Source organism: Streptomyces sp. NPDC092370, from assembly GCF_044755265.1.
Taxonomy (GTDB): Bacteria; Actinomycetota; Actinomycetes; order Streptomycetales; family Streptomycetaceae; genus Streptomyces.
The window spans coordinates 533657-552218 of sequence record NZ_JBIVQO010000003.1; the positions used below are offsets into that span (position 1 = coordinate 533657).

The 18562-nt window shown below is 72.2% G+C and carries 16 protein-coding genes; 10 read left to right on the plus strand and 6 right to left on the minus strand.

Features of this window, described 5'->3' with window-relative positions; all coding sequences use genetic code 11:
- Positions 1-15: 15 nt before the first annotated feature.
- The 3 genes from ACIQHQ_RS13670 to ACIQHQ_RS13680 all read right to left on the minus strand — a co-directional run bounded on the left by ACIQHQ_RS13670 (position 16) and on the right by ACIQHQ_RS13680 (position 3445).
- Entirely contained in the window at positions 16-798 is a 783-nt protein-coding gene (locus ACIQHQ_RS13670; RefSeq protein ID WP_402612109.1) for a hypothetical protein, read from the minus strand.
- Between the two features lie 273 nt (positions 799-1071).
- Positions 1072-2289: an acetyl-CoA C-acetyltransferase gene (locus ACIQHQ_RS13675; RefSeq protein ID WP_402612110.1), complete on the minus strand. Its 1218-nt coding sequence runs from the start codon at positions 2287-2289 to the stop codon at positions 1072-1074.
- Positions 2290-2419: 130 nt separating this feature from the next.
- Complete coding sequence (locus ACIQHQ_RS13680; RefSeq protein ID WP_402612111.1) at positions 2420-3445, minus strand: SGNH/GDSL hydrolase family protein; 1026 nt, start codon at positions 3443-3445, stop codon at positions 2420-2422.
- 159 nt (positions 3446-3604) lie between these two features.
- Between ACIQHQ_RS13680 and ACIQHQ_RS13685 the strand changes: the two genes are divergently transcribed.
- Positions 3605-4993 carry a cystathionine beta-synthase gene (locus ACIQHQ_RS13685; RefSeq protein ID WP_402612112.1) on the plus strand — a complete coding sequence of 463 codons (1389 nt, stop codon included), beginning with the start codon at positions 3605-3607 and terminating at the stop codon, positions 4991-4993.
- 609 nt (positions 4994-5602) lie between these two features.
- Here ACIQHQ_RS13685 and ACIQHQ_RS13690 read toward each other — a convergent pair.
- Positions 5603-6022, minus strand: coding sequence for a hypothetical protein (locus tag ACIQHQ_RS13690; RefSeq protein WP_402612182.1), 420 nt, complete (start codon positions 6020-6022; stop codon positions 5603-5605).
- Between the two features lie 175 nt (positions 6023-6197).
- On the opposite strand from ACIQHQ_RS13690, the gene ACIQHQ_RS13695 reads away from it, so the two are divergent.
- Positions 6198-7040 carry a MurR/RpiR family transcriptional regulator gene (locus ACIQHQ_RS13695; protein WP_402612113.1) on the plus strand — a complete coding sequence of 281 codons (843 nt, stop codon included), beginning with the start codon at positions 6198-6200 and terminating at the stop codon, positions 7038-7040.
- A gap of 90 nt (positions 7041-7130) precedes the next feature.
- Entirely contained in the window at positions 7131-7715 is a 585-nt protein-coding gene (locus ACIQHQ_RS13700; RefSeq protein WP_402612114.1) for a hypothetical protein, read from the plus strand.
- 603 nt (positions 7716-8318) lie between these two features.
- Here the strand turns inward: ACIQHQ_RS13700 and ACIQHQ_RS13705 are convergent.
- Positions 8319-9692, minus strand: a complete 1374-nt coding sequence (locus ACIQHQ_RS13705) for a diaminopimelate decarboxylase (RefSeq protein ID WP_402612115.1) — start codon at positions 9690-9692, stop codon at positions 8319-8321.
- Between the two features lie 127 nt (positions 9693-9819).
- Here ACIQHQ_RS13705 and hutU point away from each other — a divergent pair, with 127 nt between their 5' ends.
- From hutU to ACIQHQ_RS13730, 5 genes are all read left to right on the plus strand, one after another.
- The gene (gene hutU, locus ACIQHQ_RS13710; protein WP_402612116.1) at positions 9820-11484 is read left to right on the plus strand and encodes a urocanate hydratase; all 1665 of its coding nucleotides are present in this window, start codon (positions 9820-9822) and stop codon (positions 11482-11484) included.
- A complete protein-coding gene (locus ACIQHQ_RS13715; protein ID WP_402612117.1) occupies positions 11481-12698 on the plus strand; it encodes an allantoate amidohydrolase in 1218 nt (405 codons plus the stop codon). The genes hutU and ACIQHQ_RS13715 overlap by 4 nt, the downstream gene beginning before the upstream one ends.
- Entirely contained in the window at positions 12689-14041 is a 1353-nt protein-coding gene (locus ACIQHQ_RS13720; protein ID WP_402612118.1) for a formimidoylglutamate deiminase, read from the plus strand. Before ACIQHQ_RS13715 ends, ACIQHQ_RS13720 begins: the two co-directional genes overlap by 10 nt.
- Positions 14038-15369 (plus strand): imidazolonepropionase, encoded by a 1332-nt coding sequence (hutI, locus tag ACIQHQ_RS13725; RefSeq protein ID WP_402612119.1) that lies wholly within the window; start codon positions 14038-14040, stop codon positions 15367-15369. The genes ACIQHQ_RS13720 and hutI overlap by 4 nt, the downstream gene beginning before the upstream one ends.
- Positions 15370-15433: 64 nt before the next feature.
- The gene (locus tag ACIQHQ_RS13730) at positions 15434-15754 is read left to right on the plus strand and encodes a hypothetical protein (protein WP_402612120.1); all 321 of its coding nucleotides are present in this window, start codon (positions 15434-15436) and stop codon (positions 15752-15754) included.
- Between the two features lie 92 nt (positions 15755-15846).
- Here ACIQHQ_RS13730 and ACIQHQ_RS13735 read toward each other — a convergent pair whose 3' ends face one another.
- The gene (locus ACIQHQ_RS13735; protein ID WP_402612121.1) at positions 15847-16773 is read right to left on the minus strand and encodes an RNA polymerase sigma factor SigF; all 927 of its coding nucleotides are present in this window, start codon (positions 16771-16773) and stop codon (positions 15847-15849) included.
- A gap of 239 nt (positions 16774-17012) precedes the next feature.
- Here ACIQHQ_RS13735 and ACIQHQ_RS13740 point away from each other — a divergent pair, with 239 nt between their 5' ends.
- The gene (locus tag ACIQHQ_RS13740; protein ID WP_031102780.1) at positions 17013-17390 is read left to right on the plus strand and encodes an STAS domain-containing protein; all 378 of its coding nucleotides are present in this window, start codon (positions 17013-17015) and stop codon (positions 17388-17390) included.
- Between the two features lie 243 nt (positions 17391-17633).
- Positions 17634-18185: an ATP-binding protein gene (locus tag ACIQHQ_RS13745; RefSeq protein ID WP_402612123.1), complete on the plus strand. Its 552-nt coding sequence runs from the start codon at positions 17634-17636 to the stop codon at positions 18183-18185.
- Positions 18186-18562 lie beyond the last annotated feature (377 nt).

Consider the following 18562-nt stretch of genomic DNA (forward strand, 5'->3'; position numbering starts at 1 on the left):
TGTCGGGGCGTTTCCCTACAGGGACGCGATGACCCGGTCCGCCAGGATGTAGACGTTGTCCTCGCCGCACTCGAACGTCAGCGTGTAGGCGCCGGAGACGCCGGAGCCGCCCAGCAGGGTCGGCGTCACGCCCGCGCGCAGGGCGGTGGCGAGGCGTTCGGCGGTCTCGCGGTGGCCCGGCGTCATGCACAGGGTCGTGCCGTCGGCGAAGACGTAGACGTCCAGGGTGCCCAGCGGGCCGGGACGGACGTCCGTCAGCTCGACGCGGGAGGAGGCCAGCTCCTCCAGGGTGGTGACGGTGCGCTCGTGGTCGTTCGCGACCGGCGACTGCGCCGGTACGAAGTCCGGGTGGGAGGGGTGGCGGCGGCGGGCCGCGGCCAGCTCAGGGGACTCACCGGCCGGCTCCTCGGCATCCACGCCGGGCTCGGACACGGGTTCCAGACCCGCGAAGTCGGCCTGGCGGGGCAGGAAGAGATCGGTTTCGGGCAGACCCAGCAGGGAGGGGGCGTCTGAGGCGTCACGGGCTTCCTGGGCGGCCCAGAACGCCCGCGCCTCGGCCAGCTCCCGCTCCCGCTCCTCGGCGAGCGCCGCCGCGACGGCGGCACGTATCTCATCGGTGTCGGCAGCGGTGCGGGCCGCGGGCAGCAGCGCACGGGTGGTGGCGGCGCGGTTCTCGGCCAGCGCGGTGTGCAGGGCCGCGACCTGGCGGCGCAGCTGCAGGACGGTGCGCAGGACGGCGACGCCCACGGCGCCCGTGGCGGCCGTGGTGACCAGCAATGCGATCGGCATGGCGCTCACTGACGTACTCCCGGTTCAAAGTCGACCCCCGACTTCCTACATCAGCTTGAAGGGCGGACTAACCACCTGTCAGTGCGTAGCGTCACGAAACAGACAGAGCTTCGGTCTCGCGGGAGGGGGTGGGGCTGCTGTGACCTGGGCTTCTCTCCGTGGAGAGGGAGATAGGTCACATCCTGAGGGAGATTGGATCACAAAACAGCCCAGAACCCCGGAGTTTCCGGGGTTCTGGGCCAAGACCTCACAGCGCGTGCTATGGCGGCTACCGTACGGCGATCAGCTGAGGCGCTCGATGACCATGGCCATGCCCTGGCCGCCGCCGACGCACATCGTCTCCAGGCCGAACTGCTTGTCGTGGAACTGGAGGGAGTTGATGAGGGTGGTGGTGATGCGTGCGCCGGTCATGCCGAAGGGGTGCCCGACGGCGATGGCGCCGCCGTTGACGTTCAGCTTCTCCAGCGGGATGCCCAGGTCGCGGTAGGAGGGGATCACCTGGGCGGCGAACGCCTCGTTGATCTCGACCAGGTCGATGTCGTCGATGGTCAGCCCGGCCCGGCGCAGGGCCTGCTTGCTGGCCTCCACCGGGCCCAGGCCCATGATCTCGGGCGAGAGGCCGGAGACGCCGGTCGACACGATCCGGGCGAGCGGGGTGAGGCCGAGCTCGCGGGCCTTGGTGTCGGACATGATCACGAGGGCGGCGGCACCGTCGTTCAGCGGGCAGCAGTTGCCGGCGGTGACCATGCCGTCGGGGCGGAAGACCGGCTTGAGGCCCTGCACGCCCTCCAGGGTGACGCCGGCGCGGGGGCCGTCGTCCTTGGAGACCACCGTGCCGTCGGGGAGGGTCACGGGGGTGATCTCGCGCTCCCAGAAGCCGTTCTTGATGGCCTCCTCGGCGAGGTTCTGCGAGCGGACGCCGAACTCGTCCATGTCCTGGCGGGTGACGCCCTTGGCGCGGGCCAGGTTCTCGGCGGTCTGGCCCATCGCGATGTACGGGTCGGGCAGCAGGCCGTCCTCGCGCGGGTCGTGCCAGGTCGAACCCTCGGACTGGGCGGTGGCGACGGTCCGGGCCTCGGCGTCGGCGAAGAGCGGGTTGTGCGTGCCGGGCATGTCCGAGCTGCCGTGCGCGTACCGCGAGACCGTCTCCACGCCCGCCGAGATGAAGACGTCGCCCTCACCGGCCTTGATGGCGTGCAGGGCCATGCGGGAGGTCTGCAGGGACGAGGAGCAGTACCGGGTGACGGTGCAGCCGGGCAGGTGGTCCATGCCCATCTGCACGGCCACGATCCGGCCGAGGTTGTGGCCCTGCTCGCCGCCGGGCAGGCCGCAGCCGAGCATCAGGTCGTCGATGTCCTTCGGGTCCAGCTCCGGGACCTTGGCCAGGGCGGCCTGGACGATCGTGGCCGCCAGGTCGTCCGGGCGGAGGTCCTTGAGGGAGCCCTTGACGGCGCGGCCGATGGGGGAGCGGGCGGCTGAGACGATCACGGCTTCGGGCATCACGGCTCCATTGACGTACCGGGTGGTCTGGCAGGGCTGTGTGGGAAGTTACCCGTACGTATGGGCTGGGTCACGGGTGTCGCGGTGTGACCCTGACCGCAGTTTCCAAGCGCTTGCTTTTCTGGCCTCCTCAGTTCGAGGGCGTCGCAGGGGCCGGCTCCTGCTCGGGCACCCGCCGACGCCGCCGGCGCTTCAGCAGGGCCCACGGCCCGCGCGGACCGCTCGGCATCGCCGCCGCGACCTCCGTGCCCGCCTCCGACGCGGCCTCCGCAGCCGCCCGCGCCACCGGCAGGAAGCCCTCGCGGCGGGAGGCGTCCGGGCGCTCCTCCTCGGCGGGCCACAGGCCCAGGGAGGCGCACACGGTCGGCAGCACCGCCATCGCCGCCGTCGCGTAGCCCTCGGCGGAGGGGTGGTAGCTGTCCGGGCCGAACAGCTCGCGCGGGTTCTCGGCGAACTCGGGCCCCAGCAGGTCGCCCAGCGACACCGTGCGGCCGCCCTGTTCGACGACTCCGATCGTCTGGGCGGCCGCCAGCTGGCGTGAGGCCCGCCGGGCCAGCCAGCGCAAGGGCTGGCGGACCGGCTCGATCGTGCCGAGGTCGGGGCAGGTGCCGACCACGACCTCCGCACCGGCCGTGCGCAACCGCCGGACCGCCGAGGCCAGGTGGCGGACCGAGCGGGTCGCGGGCATGCGGTGGGTGACGTCGTTCGCGCCGACCATGATCACGCAGATGTCGGGCACCGGGTCGGCATCGGCCAGCACCAGCGCCACCTGGCGGTCCAGGTCGTCCGAACAGGCCCCGGGGGTCGCCACCGTGCGCAGCACCACCGGGCGCTCCGCCAGCGCGGCGAGCCCCGAGGCCAGCAGCGCCCCGGGGGTCTGCCCGCCCCGGTGCACGCCTTGGCCCGCGGCCGTGGAGTCACCCAGCATCGTCAGCCTCAGCGGTACCTCGCCCGGAACGGCGTACGTAGGGCCGTACAGCCCGTCCGCGTGCGGCACGCGCGGTGACGTGCCGTTGCCCACCCGCCGCCGCGCCAGCTGCACCTCGGCCAGCACCAGCCCCACGGTGGCCGCTCCGGCCAGACCGATCCCGCCGCCGCCGTACGCCGCGCCGGCCGCGATCCGCCGGGCCACCCTCGCCCTCGACATGCTCGTCATGCGTCGCTGCCACCTCCTCGAACCCATACACCCAGTGCTTGCCCCGTACAGCCCGTCGCCCAATCTCAACGGGCAGTGATCGACCGTCACGGACCACCGGCAGGCCATAGGCTGGCGGCACCACTAGGACAACTTCTTTTGCGGCATCCGGAGACAACGGTGCAATTCCACGACTCGATGATCAGCCTCGTCGGCAACACCCCGCTGGTGAAGCTCAACAGCGTGACCAAGGGCATCAGGGCGACCGTCCTGGCCAAGGTGGAGTACTTCAACCCCGGCGGCTCGGTGAAGGACCGGATCGCCCTGCGCATGATCGAGGCGGCGGAGGAGAGCGGCGCGCTCAAGCCCGGCGGCACGATCGTCGAGCCGACCAGCGGCAACACCGGGGTCGGACTCGCCATCGTCGCCCAGCAGAAGGGCTACAAGTGCATCTTCGTGTGCCCCGACAAGGTGAGCACCGACAAGATCAACGTGCTGCGCGCGTACGGCGCCGAGGTCGTGGTGTGCCCGACCGCCGTCGACCCCGAGCACCCGGACTCCTACTACAACGTCTCCGACCGGCTGGTCCGTGAGACGCCCGGAGCCTGGAAGCCCGACCAGTACTCCAACCCCAACAACCCGCTCTCCCACTACCACTCGACCGGCCCCGAGCTGTGGGAGCAGACGGAGGGGAAGATCACCCACTTCGTGACGGGCGTGGGCACCGGCGGCACCATCTCCGGGACCGGCCGCTATCTCAAGGAGGCCAGCGACGGCAAGGTGAAGGTCATCGGCGCCGACCCGGAGGGCTCCGTCTACTCCGGCGGTTCCGGCCGGCCCTACCTCGTCGAGGGCGTCGGTGAGGACTTCTGGCCGACCGCCTACGACCGGAGCGTCGCGGACGAGATCGTCGCCGTGTCCGACAAGGACTCCTTCCAGATGACCCGCCGTCTCGCCAAGGAGGAGGGCCTGCTCGTCGGCGGCTCCTGCGGCATGGCGGTCGTGGCCGCGCTGGAGGTCGCCGAGCGGCTCGGCCCGGACGACGTCGTGGTGGTCCTGCTGCCGGACAGCGGCCGTGGCTATCTCAGCAAGATCTTCAACGACGAGTGGATGGCCGACTACGGCTTCCTGGAGGACACCGGCCCCAGCGCCCGCGTCGCCGACGTCCTGAACGACAAGGAGGGCGACCGCATGCCCTCCCTCGTCCACATGCACCCGGAGGAGACGGTCGGCCAGGCCATCGAGGTGCTGCGCGAGTACGGCGTCTCGCAGATGCCGGTCGTCAAGCCGGGCGCCGGCCACCCCGACGTGATGGCCGCCGAGGTCGTCGGCTCGGTCGTGGAACGCGAGCTGCTGGACGCGCTGTTCAGCAAGAGTGCCTCGCTCGACGACCCGCTGGAGAAGCACATGTCCGGCCCGCTGCCCCAGGTCGGCTCCGGCGAGCCCGTCGCCGACCTGATGGCCGTGCTGGGCAAGGCCGACGCGGCGATCGTCCTCGTCGAGGGCAAGCCGACCGGTGTGGTCAGCCGGCAGGACCTGCTGTCCTTCCTGGCCCGCACGGGGAAGTGACGGCCAACGTCCGGTGAACTGCCCGTGAACCGGGTGAACTTGCGACGTCCGTGATCTTCGCCGACGTCGCAGAACCGGTACGCGGGTGTCACGTCCGCGCAGCACCCGCTTAACACGGGTCCTGCACATTGGTGGGTGTCGGCAGGGGCGGGAGCGGCTCCCCGCCCAGGCCGGCGCCGAGCGGCGTCGAAGGACCTCCGGAGCGGCTCCCGGACCTCCACGGACGCCATGGACGCGCAAGCCGGCCCTGGCCGGACCCGCGTCCTTCGCGGGGACCGCCGTCGTCCCGCCCCCCGTTCACGGGGGTGCGGCGGTCCCCGCGCACTCCCCTCACGCGACGTCAGCCCGCGTGGCCGGCCGCCCAGCTTCCAGCTCCCCGGGGTCACCGGCATCGAGCCCGGGTTCGTCGAGAGCGAGCTGCGCACGCACATCTCCGACGCGGAACCGTCCCGGCAGGTGGAGGGCATTGCTGGACGCCGCGGGCGCGCTGTCCGCCGAGCAGCTCGCCGATCTGGTGGCCTACGTGACCAGCCGTCCGCGCCGGGGCAACCTGCGGCAGATCGTCGCGCTGCCGACCCGCCAGGTCCGGCCCGGGCCGGGACGGGGCGCTCAGTCCTCCCAGCCGCTGTCCCGGGACGGGCGGCGGCCGAACAGGTTCGGGTTGGTGCGAACCGCCTGGACGACGTTGACGCCGACGATGCCCGCCCAGGCGGCGAGCAGGCCGGGCAACTGGGCCACGCCCCCGCCGATCGCGGACAGCGGCACCGCGAGGACCAGGGAGACGATCCCGAACCCGAACCGCTCGCCCCAGGAGTCCGTGGCCCCCGGCGACCGGGAGTCCCGGGCCGTCTGCATCTGCTGTTCGGCGAACTGCCGGCGCACCCGGCGCTCCACCGCGCCGTCGATCCGCTGGTCGACCTTCTCCAGAAAGGAGTCGACCAGCGCCGACTCGTACTCCTCGCCCAGATCCCTGCGTGCGTGCAGGGTGGCGTCGAGTTCCCTCTTCAGGTCGGTGTCCCGCGCGTCCATTCCCGTCATGCCGTCCACGGTAGAAAGGGGCGGCACCGCCCGCACTGGGGTTAGCCCCCCTGTTCCGCAGGGGTTTTCCCGTCCCGGCGCCCCGGCCGTCCTCCCGTCCGGCTTGCCGCTCTGCATATGCTCATGCAGAATCCTCAGCTACTGAATAGGCGAGGGGGAGCACGTCATGAGCGTGACCGACAGCCCTGCCGCGCGGTTGCAGGCCCTCTTCGAGGGTCACCGGCTGACGCCGACCCAGCGGCGCATCGCGCACAGCATGGTGCGGCGCGCCGCCGACGTGCCGTTCCTGTCCAGCGTGGAGCTCGCCGAACTGGCCGGGGTCAGCCAGCCGTCCGTGACCCGCTTCGCCGTCGCCCTCGGCTTCGACGGTTATCCCGCCCTGCGCCGGCATCTGCGCGAGGTCGCGCCCGCCGAACCCGCCGCGGAGGCCGGGACCCACAACGAGTACCAGCAGGCCGTCGAGGCCGAGATCGAGAACCTGCGGCACCTGGCGGAAGCACTGGCCGACCCCGCTCCCGTGCAGCGCGCGGGGCGGCTCCTCGCCGGCTCCCGCCCGCTCCTCGTCCTCGGCCTGCGGGCCGCGGCCGCCCAGGCGCACGGCTTCGCCTACTTCGCCGCCAAGGTCCACCCCGACGTCCGGCTGCTCGGCGAGGGCGGCACGATGCTCCAGGACCGCATCGACGCCGCCGTCCGGGCCGGCGCGACCGCACTGCTCTGCTTCGCGCTGCCCCGGCACCCCCGCGAGGTCGTCGACACCCTCGCCTACGCCAAGGAGGCCGGGCTGAGCGTCGTCACGGTCGCCGACTCCGCCTTCGCGCCCGTCGCCAAGGTCTCCGACCTGCTGCTGCCCGCCGCGGTCGGCACCGGCCTCGCCTTCGACACGGCCTGTGCGCCGATGCTGCTCGGCCGGGTGCTGCTGGAGGCCATGTGCGACGACCTGCCCCAGGCCCAGTCCCGCCTGGAGGAGTTCGACACGAAAGCGGCTGCGCGGGGCCTGTTCGTCGACTGACGGCACGCGAGGTGTCTTCTCAGATTCGTCTCACGATGCGTCGCTAACGTACGTCTTCCGAAGGCTTCGGAGACCGAACGGAGGCTGGACATGACGCGTGGAGGACAGGGGCTGGCCCGGGTGGCCGTCGTCGTACGGGCGGGGGCGGCCCCCCTGTGGTGGCTGGGCGTACTCGCGGCGGGCATCGGCTCGCTGGTACCGGGCCTGACCGGACGCCGCATCGGCGTCCTGGCCGGGGCGGCGCTCTTCGTCCTGGCGGCGGCCGTCGTCGCCGGCAGCCGCCGCAAGCGCTACGCGGCCCTGGCCGCCTCGGCGGCCCGCGCGGGCAAGCACGACGTGCTGCAGGACCGGGCGGTCACGGTACGCAACTGGCGCCGCGGCAACCGCTGGTGGCTCCTCCTCGCCTTCCTCGCCGCTCTGGGCAGCGCCTTCGCCGTCCCGGCGGCCGGGGGCTTGCTCCTGGCCGGGTGCGGCGCGGGCCTGTGGCTCAAGTCGGCCTGGCTGGGCCGCCGGGAGCGCGACGGCGAGGCACTGCTGTGGGTCCGCGTGGACTGGCTGCGCGGGGGCGCGGCACACCCGGCCGGCAAGCGAGTGAAGGCGTACCGCAGCACGGGCATCGCGGCGGGAGACGCCGCCCCGGGAGGTGCACGAAAGAAGTCACCGGCGCTGGTGTGACGCCTGCGGGGCGCGGGGAAACCGCGCTCCGAGTCATGACGCGCCTGCGCGCGGGGCATGGGCATTGGCCGTCGAGCGGCGAGGTGCTTTCGGGGCGGGGGTTGTGCGGCCCGTCGAGCGGCGAGGCGCCTGCGCGCGAGGGGGCTGCGTGGCCTGTCACTTCGCGCCTGCGGGCGGGGGCTGCGTGGTCCCTCATGATGGGTCCGCGGTGCGGGGCATGGGCATTGGCCGTCGAGCGGCGAGGTGCCTGCGGGCGGGGGTTGTGCGGCCCGTTCGAGCGGCGACGTGCCTGCGGGCGGGGGTTGTGCGGCTCGTCGAGCGGCGAGGCGCCTGCGCGCGAGGGGGCTGCGTGGCCTGTCACTTCGCGCCTGCGGGCGGGGGCTGCGTGGTCCCTCGTGATGGGGCCGCGGTTCGGGGCATTGCCCGTCGAGCGGCGAGGTGCCTGCGGGCGGGGGCTGCGCGGCTCGTCACTTCGCGCCTGCGGGCGGGGGCTGCGTGGTCCCTCATGATGGGTCCGTGGTGCGGGGCATTGCCCGTCGAGCGGCGAGGCGCCTGCGCGCGAGGGGGCTGCGTGGCCTGTCACTTCGCGCCTGCGGGCGGAGGCTACGCAGGCCCGAACGGCGGCTGTGTCAACGCGTCGGCCTGCGGTCCACCGGACTCGGCGACGACCTCCTCCACGGTCTGCGCCCGCCGCACCACCGCGAAGCGCCCCTCCGGCCCGAACCCGTACACCCCGGGCCGCACCAGCGAGTTGTACCCGTAGTGATGCGCGAAGTAGTACGCCCCGGTGTCCAGCGCCGCCGCGTAATCCCCCTGCTCCAGCAGCGGCATGGACCGCCCCTCGGCCAGCAGGTCCCCCGCGAAGCAGGCCGGCCCCGCCACGTCCTGCACCACCACCGGCCCGTCCTTCGGCCGTCCCTTCGCGTCGTAGGCGGAGATCCGCAACGGCCAGCTCCCCGGCGCGTAGACCGTCCGCGCGGCCACCTGCACCCCGGCATGGGTCACCGCCACCGCCCGGCCGCCGGAGGCCTTCGCGTACTCGACCCGCGCCACCACCGTCCCGTGCTTCGCCAGCAGTGACCGCCCGAACTCGGTGACCAGCCCGTACCGCCCGTCGAACAGTCCCGGCACCTCCTCGGCCAGCAGCCGCGCGTACTGCGCGTAGCCTGGGGCCGTCGCGTCCGACGCGAAGTTCACCGGCAGGCCGCCGCCGATGTCGAGTGTGTCGACCTGGTGCCGCCCGGCCCGCCGGTTGATCTCCTCCGCCAGTGCGTACGTCTCCGCCACGCCCCGCGCCATCAGGGCCAGCGGAATGCCCTGGGACCCGGTGTGCGCGTGCAGCCGCGTCAGCCACGGCCGGTCCAGATACGCCTGGACGACCCACTGGCGGGCTCCCTCGTCGCGCAGGGCCACCCCGAACTTCGAGGTGGCGGTCGCCGTGGACAACGCCTCGATGGAACCCCCGCCCACCTGCGGATTCACCCGGATCCCGAGGGGTGAGCGGCTCACCGCCGTCTGCATCAGGGCGTCGATGCGGGCCAGCTCCTGCGGATTGTCCGCGTTGACGGCGATGCCCAGGGACAGCGCCTCGCGCAGCTCGGCCGGGGTCTTCGCGGGGGAGTCGAGCACCGTCGCCTCCGGCGGCATGCCCGCCGCCCGGGCCAGGGCCAGCTCACCGGGGCTCGCGACCTCCGCGCCGAGGCCCTCCTCGCGCAGCAGCCGCAGCACCGGCACCAGCGGGGTCGCCTTCACCGCGAAGGCGTGCAGCACGGGCGTCCCCGGTGACGCCACCGCGTCGAACGCCGCCCGCAGCTCGGCCGCCGACTCCCGGATGCCGGTGACGTCCAGCAGTCCGACGATGGGGCTGTCGGGCCCGAGCAGCCCTTGCTCCACGGCGGCCCGCACCGCCTCGTCCCGCCGGGCCGCCCGACCGGCCCCGGTGTCGTCCGTTTCTTCCGTCTCGCTGTGTGCGCCCATGCATCCAGCCAAGCATCCACGGCTTCGCCGCGCCGACCCCCGACGTATTGACTAGCTCTATTCATGAGGTAAGGATGTGAATAGGAGCAGCAACATTCCGCCGGGAGCACCCACCAGGAGGCAGACCATGTCAGGACCCCGCCCCGTCCGAGCGCCGCGCGGCACGGAACCGAGCGCCCTGGGATGGCAGCAGGAAGCCGCTCTGCGGATGCTGCAGAACAACCTCGACCCGGAGGTCGCCGAGCACCCCGACAAGCTCGTCGTCTACGGCGGCACCGGCAAGGCGGCGCGCGACTGGCGCTCCTTCGACGCGATGGTGCGCACCCTCAAGGGGCTGAAGCAGGACGAGACCATGCTGGTCCAGTCCGGGCGGCCCGTCGGGGTCATGCAGACCCACGAGTGGGCCCCGCGCGTCCTCATCGCCAACTCCAACCTCGTCGGCGACTGGGCCAACTGGGAGGAGTTCCGCCGCCTCGAACAGCTCGGCCTGACCATGTACGGGCAGATGACCGCCGGTTCCTGGATCTACATCGGCACCCAGGGCATCCTCCAGGGCACATACGAGACCTTCGCCGCGGTCGCCGCGAAGAAGTTCGGCGGGACGCTGGCCGGCACCATCACCCTGACCGCCGGTCTCGGCGGCATGGGCGGTGCCCAGCCGCTCGCCGTGACGATGAACGACGGTGTGGCGATCTGCATCGACTGCGACCCGCGCGCCATCGAGCGGCGCATCGAGCACCGGTACCTCGATGTGAAGGCCGACACCCTGGACCACGCCCTCCGGCTGGCGACCGAGGCGCGCGACGCCCGCCGCCCGCTGTCCATCGGCGTCCTCGGCAACGCGGCCGAGCTGGTGCCGCAGCTCCTCGCCATGGGCGCGCCCATCGACATCGTGACGGACCAGACCTCGGCCCATGACCCGCTGGCCTACCTGCCGCTGGGCACCGCCTTCGAGGACATGGCCGACGCCGCCGCCAAGGACCCGGCCGGCTTCACCACCCGGGCCCGCGAGTCCATGGCCCGGCACGTGGAGGCCATGGTCGGCTTCATGGACGCGGGCGCCGAGGTCTTCGACTACGGCAACTCCATCCGCGGCGAGGCCCGACTGGCCGGATACGACCGGGCCTTCGCCTTCCCCGGCTTCGTCCCCGCCTACATCCGCCCGCTGTTCTGCGAGGGCAAGGGCCCCTTCCGCTGGGCCGCCCTGTCCGGCGAGGCCTCCGACATCGCCAAGACCGACAAGGCGATCCTGGACCTCTTCCCGGAGAACGAGTCCCTCGCCCGCTGGATCAAGATGGCCGGCGAACGCGTCCACTTCCAGGGCCTGCCCGCCCGGATCTGCTGGCTCGGCTACGGCGAGCGGGACAAGGCCGGTGAGCGGTTCAACGACATGGTCGCGAGCGGGGAGCTGGCCGCGCCGGTCGTCATCGGCCGCGACCACCTCGACTGCGGATCCGTCGCGTCCCCCTACCGGGAGACCGAGGCCATGCTCGACGGATCCGACGCGATCGCCGACTGGCCGCTGCTGAACGCCATGGTGAACGTGGCGTCCGGGGCGTCCTGGGTGTCGATCCACCACGGTGGCGGCGTCGGGATGGGACGGTCGATCCACGCGGGGCAGGTGACCGTGGCCGACGGTACGGCACTCGCGGGCGAGAAGATCCGCCGGGTGCTCACGAACGACCCCGGCATGGGCGTCATCCGGCACGTCGACGCCGGGTACGACATCGCGGAGTCGGTCGCGGGGGAGCGGGGCGTGCGGGTCCCGATGCGCGAGGGTGGCGACGCGTGAGTTTCCACAGCATGTGGGCGGAGCTGCTGCCGGTCGGCCGCAGTTCCGCCTCCGGCGGCTACCGACGCTTCGCCTGGACGGACGCCGACGCCGACTGCCGGGCCTGGTTCGAGGACCAGGCCCGCTCGCGCGGCCTCGCCCACGAGGTCGACCGCAACGGCAACCAGTGGGCCTGGCTCGGGGACCCCGCCGCCGGGGACGCCGTCGTCACCGGTTCGCACCTCGACTCCGTGCCGGACGGCGGCGCCTTCGACGGCCCTCTCGGAGTCGTGTCCGCCTTCGCCGCGCTGGACGAACTGCGCGCCAGGAACGTCCGCCTCACCCGGCCCCTCGGCATCGTGAACTTCGGTGACGAGGAGGGCGCCCGCTTCGGACTCGCCTGCGTGGGGTCCCGGCTCACCGCCGGGCAGCTCACCCGGGACCAGGCACACCTGCTCACCGACGGCGACGGCGTGTCGCTGCCGCGCGCCATGGAGGCCGCCGGACACGACCCCGACGCCATCGGCGCCGACCCCGAACGGCTCGCCCGCATCGGCGCTTTCGTCGAACTGCACGTCGAGCAGGGCCGGGCCCTGGACCTGTCCGGCGACCGGGTCGGCATCGCCAGCGCAATCTGGCCGCACGGCCGGTGGCGGTTCGACTTCCGGGGCGAGGCCAACCACGCCGGCACCACCCGGCTCGCCGACCGGCACGACCCCATGCTGTCCTACGCCCAGACCGTCCTCGCCGCCCGGCGCGAGGCGGAACTCGCCGGAGCCGTCGCCACCTTCGGCAAGATCGCCGTGGAGCCCAACGGCGTCAACGCCATCCCCTCCCTCGTGCGCGGCTGGCTCGACTCCCGCGCCGAGGACCAGATGAGCCTGGACACCGTGGTCGGCGGCATCGAGAAGGCGGCCCGAAGTTACGCGGACGCGCACGGCATCGACCTCGACATCGTCCGCGAGTCGTTCACCCCCGTCGTCGAATTCGACCATGCCCTGCGCGACGAACTCGCCCGCATCCTCGGCACGGACACCGGCCTCACGGTCCCCGTCCTCGGCACCGGCGCGGGACACGACGCCGGGATCCTGTCCGGCAGCATCCCGACCGCCATGCTGTTCGTGCGCAACCCCACCGGCGTCTCCCACTCCCCGGCCGAGTCCGCGAGCGAGGACGACTGCGTGGCCGGGGTACTCGCCCTCACCGACGTACTGGAAGGACTGGCGTGCAGGTGACGACAGCAGCCGCGCGGACGTACTGGCTGGAGCACGCCTGGCTCGGCACGCGGGTCGAACCGGGCGTCGCCCTCGACGTCCGGGACGGTCGCATCACCGCCGTCCGCACCGGCACCCCAGCCCCGCCGCCCGGCGCCGAGGTCCTGCGCGGCCTCACCCTCCCCGGCCTGGCCAACGCCCACAGCCACGCCTTCCACCGGGCCCTGCGCGGCACCGTGCAGGTCGGCTCCGGCACTTTCTGGACCTGGCGCGAGGTCATGTACGCCACGGCCGCCCGGCTCACCCCGGACAGCTACCACGCCCTCGCCCGCGCCGTGTACGCCGAGATGGCCCTGGCCGGCATCACGGCGGTCGGCGAGTTCCACTACGTCCACCACGCCCCCGGCGGCATTCCCTACGCCGACCCCAACGCCATGGGCGAGGCCCTCATCGCGGCCGCCGCCGAAGCCGGGATCCGCATCACCCTCCTCGACACCGCCTACCTCTCCTCCGGCTTCGGGCAGCCGCCCACCGACCCCCAGCTCCGCTTCTCCGACGGCACCGCGGACGCCTGGGCCGAACGCTGTTCAATTCTCAAGGAACGGGATCACGCGCGGATCGGGGCGGCGATCCACTCCGTACGGGCCGTGCCCGCCGACCAGTTGGCGACCGTCGCGCGGTGGGCGGGGGAGCGGCGGGCCCCGCTCCACGTGCACCTGTCGGAGCAGACCGCCGAGAACGAGGCCTGCCGGGAGGCCCACGGCCGCACCCCGACGCGGCTGCTCGCCGACCACGGGGTGCTCGGACCGCGCACCACCGGCGTTCACAACACCCACCTCACCGACGAGGACATCGCCCTCCTCGGCGGCAGCGGCACCGGCACCTGCATGTGCCCGACCACCGAGCGGGATCTCGCCGACGGCATCGGACCCGCCGTCGCCCTCCAGCGGGCCGGCTCGCCGCTCAGTCTCGGCTCCGACAGCCACGCCGTGATCGACCTGCTCGAAGAGGCGCGGGCCATGGAGCTGAACGAACGGCTGCGTACCCGCACCCGGGGTCACTGGACGGCGGCGGCCCTCCTGCGGGCGGCCTCGGCCGACGGCCACGCCGCCCTCGGCTGGGCGGAGGCGGGCACCCTGGAGACCGGCGCGCTCGCCGACTTCACCACCATCGCGCTCGACTCGGTCAGGACGGCAGGGCCGCTTCCGCGGCTCGGGGCCGAGACGGCCGTATTCGCCGCGTCGGCAGCGGACGTGTCGCATACGGTCGTGGCAGGTCGGCACGTCGTGCGGGACGGGGTCCACCGTCTCGTACCGGATGTGCCGCGAGCCCTCGCGGACGCCGTCGAAGCCCTGCGCGGATGACCCCGGGCCGCCCGCCCGCGCGGCCCGGCTCCGCCCCCGAACCCGATCCCACCGCCGACCAGGCCACCAAGGACGCCATGAGCAACGCGACGACCGTCAGCCCCGCCCACTCCGCGAGCACCGCAAGCACGCTCATCACGAACATCGCCAGCCTGGTCACCAACGACCCCTCCCTCGGATGGGGGTCCCCCCGCTCGAGCACATTCGAAAGTGGGGGAGGATCCCCCCTCGGACTGATCCAGGACGCGGCAGTCGTCATCGAAGGCGACCGCGTCGTGTGGACCGGTGATCGAAGCAAAGCACCCGCCACTGACAATCGGGTCGACGCGGGCGGCCGGGCCGTCCTCCCCGGCTTCGTGGACTCCCACTCCCACCTCGTCTTCGCGGGCGACCGGACGCAGGAGTTCAACGCCCGGATGTCCGGGCGGCCGTACAGCGCGGGCGGTATCCGCACCACCGTCGCGGCCACCCGGGCGGCGAGCGACGAGGAACTCGAAGCCAACGTCACCCGTTACCTGCGCGAGGCACTCCGCCAGGGCACCACCACGTTCGAGACGAAGTCCGGCTACGGCCTGACCGTCGAGGACGAGGCCCGGGCCCTGCGCATCGCCGCCGCCCACACCGACGAGGTCACCTACCTCGGCGCCCACATCGTGCCGCCGGACCACGCCGAGGACCCGGCCGGCTATGTCGCCCTGGTCACCGGCGAGATGCTCGACGCCTGCGCCCCGCACGCCCGCTGGATCGACGTCTTCTGCGAGAAGGGCGCCTTCGACGGCGACCAGGCCCGTGCGATCCTCACCGCCGGCAAGGCGCGCGGCCTGCACCCGCGTATCCACGCCAACCAGCTCTCGTACGGCCCGGGCGTGCAGCTCGCCGTCGAGCTGGACGCGGCCAGCGCCGACCACTGCACCCACCTCACGGGCGCGGACGTGGACGCCCTGGCGGGCAGCCGTACCGTCGCGACCCTGCTGCCCGGCGCCGAGTTCTCCACGCGGGCCGAGTGGCCGGACGCACGGCGCCTGCTGGACGCGGGTGTCACGGTCGCGCTGTCCACGGACTGCAACCCCGGCTCGTCCTTCACCTCGTCCGTCCCGTTCTGTGTCGCCCTGGCCGTAAGGGACATGGGGATGACCCCGGACGAGGCCGTGTGGTCGGCCACGGCGGGCGGCGCGGCGGCCCTGCGGCGCACCGACATCGGCCGCCTCACCCCGGGCGCGTACGCCGACCTGACGCTCCTCGACGCCCCGAGCCACGTCCACCTGGCCTACCGCCCCGGCGTGCCGCTGGTCAGCGGGGTGTGGAGGCGCGGAGTGCGCGTGGTGTGACCACCGGGCCCTCGATCATGAACACCGTGCCGGCGGACGGCCGGCATCACCGGAGCGGGGACGGATGGCGAAGCACTGGTCGGCACCACTGCTGGTGAACGTGTTGCTCGGGATACCGGGCCTGGTGCCGTTGTGGCTGCTGTGGTACGTCGCGGTGAACTGGCCGCTTGCCGAGCTCGGCTGGACCACACGGGAACCGACCGAGAACGACGGAATGGCCCTCTGGCTCGTGTTCGTCGTCCCCGTCGTAGCGCTTTACGGCCTGATCTGGTGGCTCGTCAACATGCCGCTCCGGCGCAGGACGGCACTCGCTCCGCGCACGTACTGGCTGCTGAGCTCCACGGCCCCGCTTCTCCCGACGGTCGCACTGTTCCTCGAGTTCTGAGCCACCGGACCCCGGGGGGACCGCCGGTGGCACGCGCCCGGGGGCGGGCCGTCCGGCCCGCCCCCCGAGGACACGTTCACCCGCGTCGAGGATCACTCCTCGACGGTCAGCCCCTTGCGCAGCCGCACCAGCGTCCGCGACAGCAGACGGGAGACGTGCATCTGCGAGATGCCGAGTTCTTCGCCGATCTCCGACTGGGTCATGCCCGCGACGAACCGCAGGGACAGGATCTTCCGGTCGCGCGGCGGGAGTTCGGCTATCAGCGGCTTCAACGACTCGACGTACTCGATGCCTTCGAGTCCGTGGTCCTCGTAGCCGATGCGGTCCGCGAGCGCGCCCTCGGAGTCGTCCTCCTCCGGCTGGGCGTCCAGCGAGGAGGCGGTGTAGGCGTTCGACGCGGCCATGCCCTCGACGACCTCGTCGTTGGAGAGGCCCAGGCGCTCGGCCAGTTCGGCCACCGTCGGGGCGCGATCCAGCTTCTGGGCCAGTTCGTCACCGGCCTTGGCCAGGTCCAGCCGCAGCTCCTGGAGCCGTCGCGGAACGCGCACGGACCACGAGGTGTCGCGGAAGAAGCGCTTGATCTCGCCGACGATGGTCGGCATCGCGAACGTGGGGAACTCCACACCGCGGGACAGCTCGAAGCGGTCGATCGCCTTGATCAGGCCGATGGTGCCGACCTGGATGATGTCCTCCATCGGCTCGCTGCGGGAGCGGAAGCGGGAGGCGGCGAACTTGACCAGCGCGAGGTTCAGTTCGACGAGCGTGTTGCGGACGTACGAGTAGTCGTGGGTCCCTTCCTCCAGCATCTCCAGACGCTCGAAGAGGGTCTTCGACAGGGCCCGTGCGTCGACCGCGTCGACTTCCGCGTACGGGGGGATGTCCGGAAGTCCGGCGAGAAGTCCGCCCTGTGTGACGAGCATCTCGTCCTGCTCGATGGGATCCAGATGTTCCGGAGGGGGTGTCGACGTCGCTTTCGGGGTACGCGATGCGTCGAGCCGGGGTGACATGATGTCCTCCATCGTTCTCGGCATATGGCTGCCGGAGCCGTAAGGTGCACTGCGGTGTGCGGCGCCTCCAAAGCCGGCCGTGTCGGGTACGTGTCCGTACTAGGCCTACCTGCTTTCCCGAGCCCACCGCAAGTGCGTTCTGTGGGCATATGTCCGTTTGTGTGTAGTTGTTCGGGTGTCGGAGCCTGCTGGGAAGGCGTAGTGTTCGAGGGCGTCAGTAACCAGCCTCGACGTCGGGAGAGAGAGACGGCATGGACCGCGGGACGGTCGGCAGCGCACAGTCTGGCCGGCTTCTGGTGGAGGTGCGGGAAGAGGGCTCTAGTGCCGTCGTGACCCCGGCGGGTGAGTTGGATCACCACACCGCCGATCTGTTGCGTGAGCCACTCGAGGACTGCCTCGCCAAGGGATTCAAGCGCCTGGTCATCGATTGCGCGCGCCTGGAGTTCTGTGACTCCACGGGCCTCAACGTGCTCCTCGGGGCGCGGCTGAAGGCGGAGGCGGCCGGTGGGGGCGTCTCGCTCGCCGGCATGCAGCCGGTGGTGGCCCGCGTGTTCGAGATCACGGGCGCGGACGCGGTCTTCAGCGTTCATGACTCGCTCGAGGCGGCCCTGGCCGACGAGTCGGGCTGACCGGCGGTGCGTCGGTGTGCGGTGCCTCGGACATCCCCCTGTGAGCGGCGTCCCGGCCCCGTCGTGCCTTTCGTGCGGAATACATGGGTGTTCCCTCGGTCCGCCAGGGCAGGAGACATCCTGAACGCGTCGGTCTCCAGGTCGGCGGGGGCGCCGCGAAACCGACGCGCCGCGCGCTGCGTGACTGACGGTGTAGTGAACTTTCTGAATCGTGATCTGGTGAATCGGTGAGGTGAAGCGCTGATGAGCACCACCCGGCCTTACCCGCCGGGCGACCGCGGGCCGGAGCCCAGCGGCGCTTCCGGGGCGTCCGAGGGTGGCGTGGCGGCGACCGGTACGCCCGGCGAGGGCGTGGGCGCGCCGCCCGGGACGGCATCGCCGGGGGGCCGGCAGGTGCGCCGGCTGAGTTTCGAGGGCGAGAGTGGTGTGGTGCCGCTGGCCCGCGACTTCACCCGCCAGGCGCTGTACGCGTGGGGCTGGCTGCCGGCCGCCTCCGCGGACCAGCGCGCCGCGGCCGAGGATGTGCTGCTGGTCGTCTCCGAGCTGGTCACCAATGCCTGCCTGCACGCCGAAGGGCCGGACCAGCTGCGTATCACCTGCGACAACAAGGTGATCCGTGTCGAGGTCACCGACCGCGGTACCGGCCAGCCCGCACCCCGCACCCCGCACCGCGCGGGACGCCCGGGCGGCCATGGCATGTTCATCGTCCAGCGCCTGTGCCTGGACTGGGGCGTCGTCCGCGCACCGGGGGTCTCCGGCAAGACGGTGTGGGCGGAACTCGGCGCGCCCGCCTGATCCCGGGCGCGTCTCGTCTGATCCGTGGAGCGCCTGCTTGATTCCGGGCGCGTCTCGTCTGATCCGTGGAGCGCCTGCTTGATTCCGGGCGCGTCTTGTCTGATCCGTGGAGCGCCCGCTTGATTCCGGGCGCGTCTTGTCTGATCCGTGGGGCGCCCGCTTGATTCCGGGCGTGTCTCGTCTGATGCGGCCCGCCTGATCCCGGGCGCCTCGTCTGATCCATGGCGGCCCGCCTGATCTCAGGCGCGCCCCCTGATCTCTGCCTGAATCAAGCCGCTGGCCAGGATCGGCCCGCGTGCCTGCATGACTCGGGTCGGTCTGCCCGATTCCGGGCACACGTGCCGCGCCACGGACGCATGGCACGATTGCAGGCAGGT

Excerpts from the sequence above, each read along its gene's own strand:
- ACIQHQ_RS13680 (WP_402612111.1), bottom strand. The coding sequence starts at position 3,445 with ATGACGAGCATGTCGAGGGCGAGGGTGGCCCGGCGGATCGCGGCCGGC.
- ACIQHQ_RS13675 (WP_402612110.1), bottom strand. The coding sequence starts at position 2,289 with ATGCCCGAAGCCGTGATCGTCTCAGCCGCCCGCTCCCCCATCGGCCGC.
- hutI (WP_402612119.1), top strand. The coding sequence starts at position 14,038 with ATGACCCCGGGCCGCCCGCCCGCGCGGCCCGGCTCCGCCCCCGAACCC.
- ACIQHQ_RS13700 (WP_402612114.1), top strand. The coding sequence starts at position 7,131 with ATGACGCGTGGAGGACAGGGGCTGGCCCGGGTGGCCGTCGTCGTACGG.
- hutU (WP_402612116.1), top strand. The coding sequence starts at position 9,820 with ATGTCAGGACCCCGCCCCGTCCGAGCGCCGCGCGGCACGGAACCGAGC.
- ACIQHQ_RS13695 (WP_402612113.1), top strand. The coding sequence starts at position 6,198 with ATGAGCGTGACCGACAGCCCTGCCGCGCGGTTGCAGGCCCTCTTCGAG.
- ACIQHQ_RS13745 (WP_402612123.1), top strand. The coding sequence starts at position 17,634 with ATGAGCACCACCCGGCCTTACCCGCCGGGCGACCGCGGGCCGGAGCCC.
- ACIQHQ_RS13740 (WP_031102780.1), top strand. The coding sequence starts at position 17,013 with ATGGACCGCGGGACGGTCGGCAGCGCACAGTCTGGCCGGCTTCTGGTG.
- ACIQHQ_RS13730 (WP_402612120.1), top strand. The coding sequence starts at position 15,434 with ATGGCGAAGCACTGGTCGGCACCACTGCTGGTGAACGTGTTGCTCGGG.
- ACIQHQ_RS13705 (WP_402612115.1), bottom strand. The coding sequence starts at position 9,692 with ATGGGCGCACACAGCGAGACGGAAGAAACGGACGACACCGGGGCCGGT.
- ACIQHQ_RS13735 (WP_402612121.1), bottom strand. The coding sequence starts at position 16,773 with ATGGAGGACATCATGTCACCCCGGCTCGACGCATCGCGTACCCCGAAA.
- ACIQHQ_RS13690 (WP_402612182.1), bottom strand. The coding sequence starts at position 6,022 with ATGGACGCGCGGGACACCGACCTGAAGAGGGAACTCGACGCCACCCTG.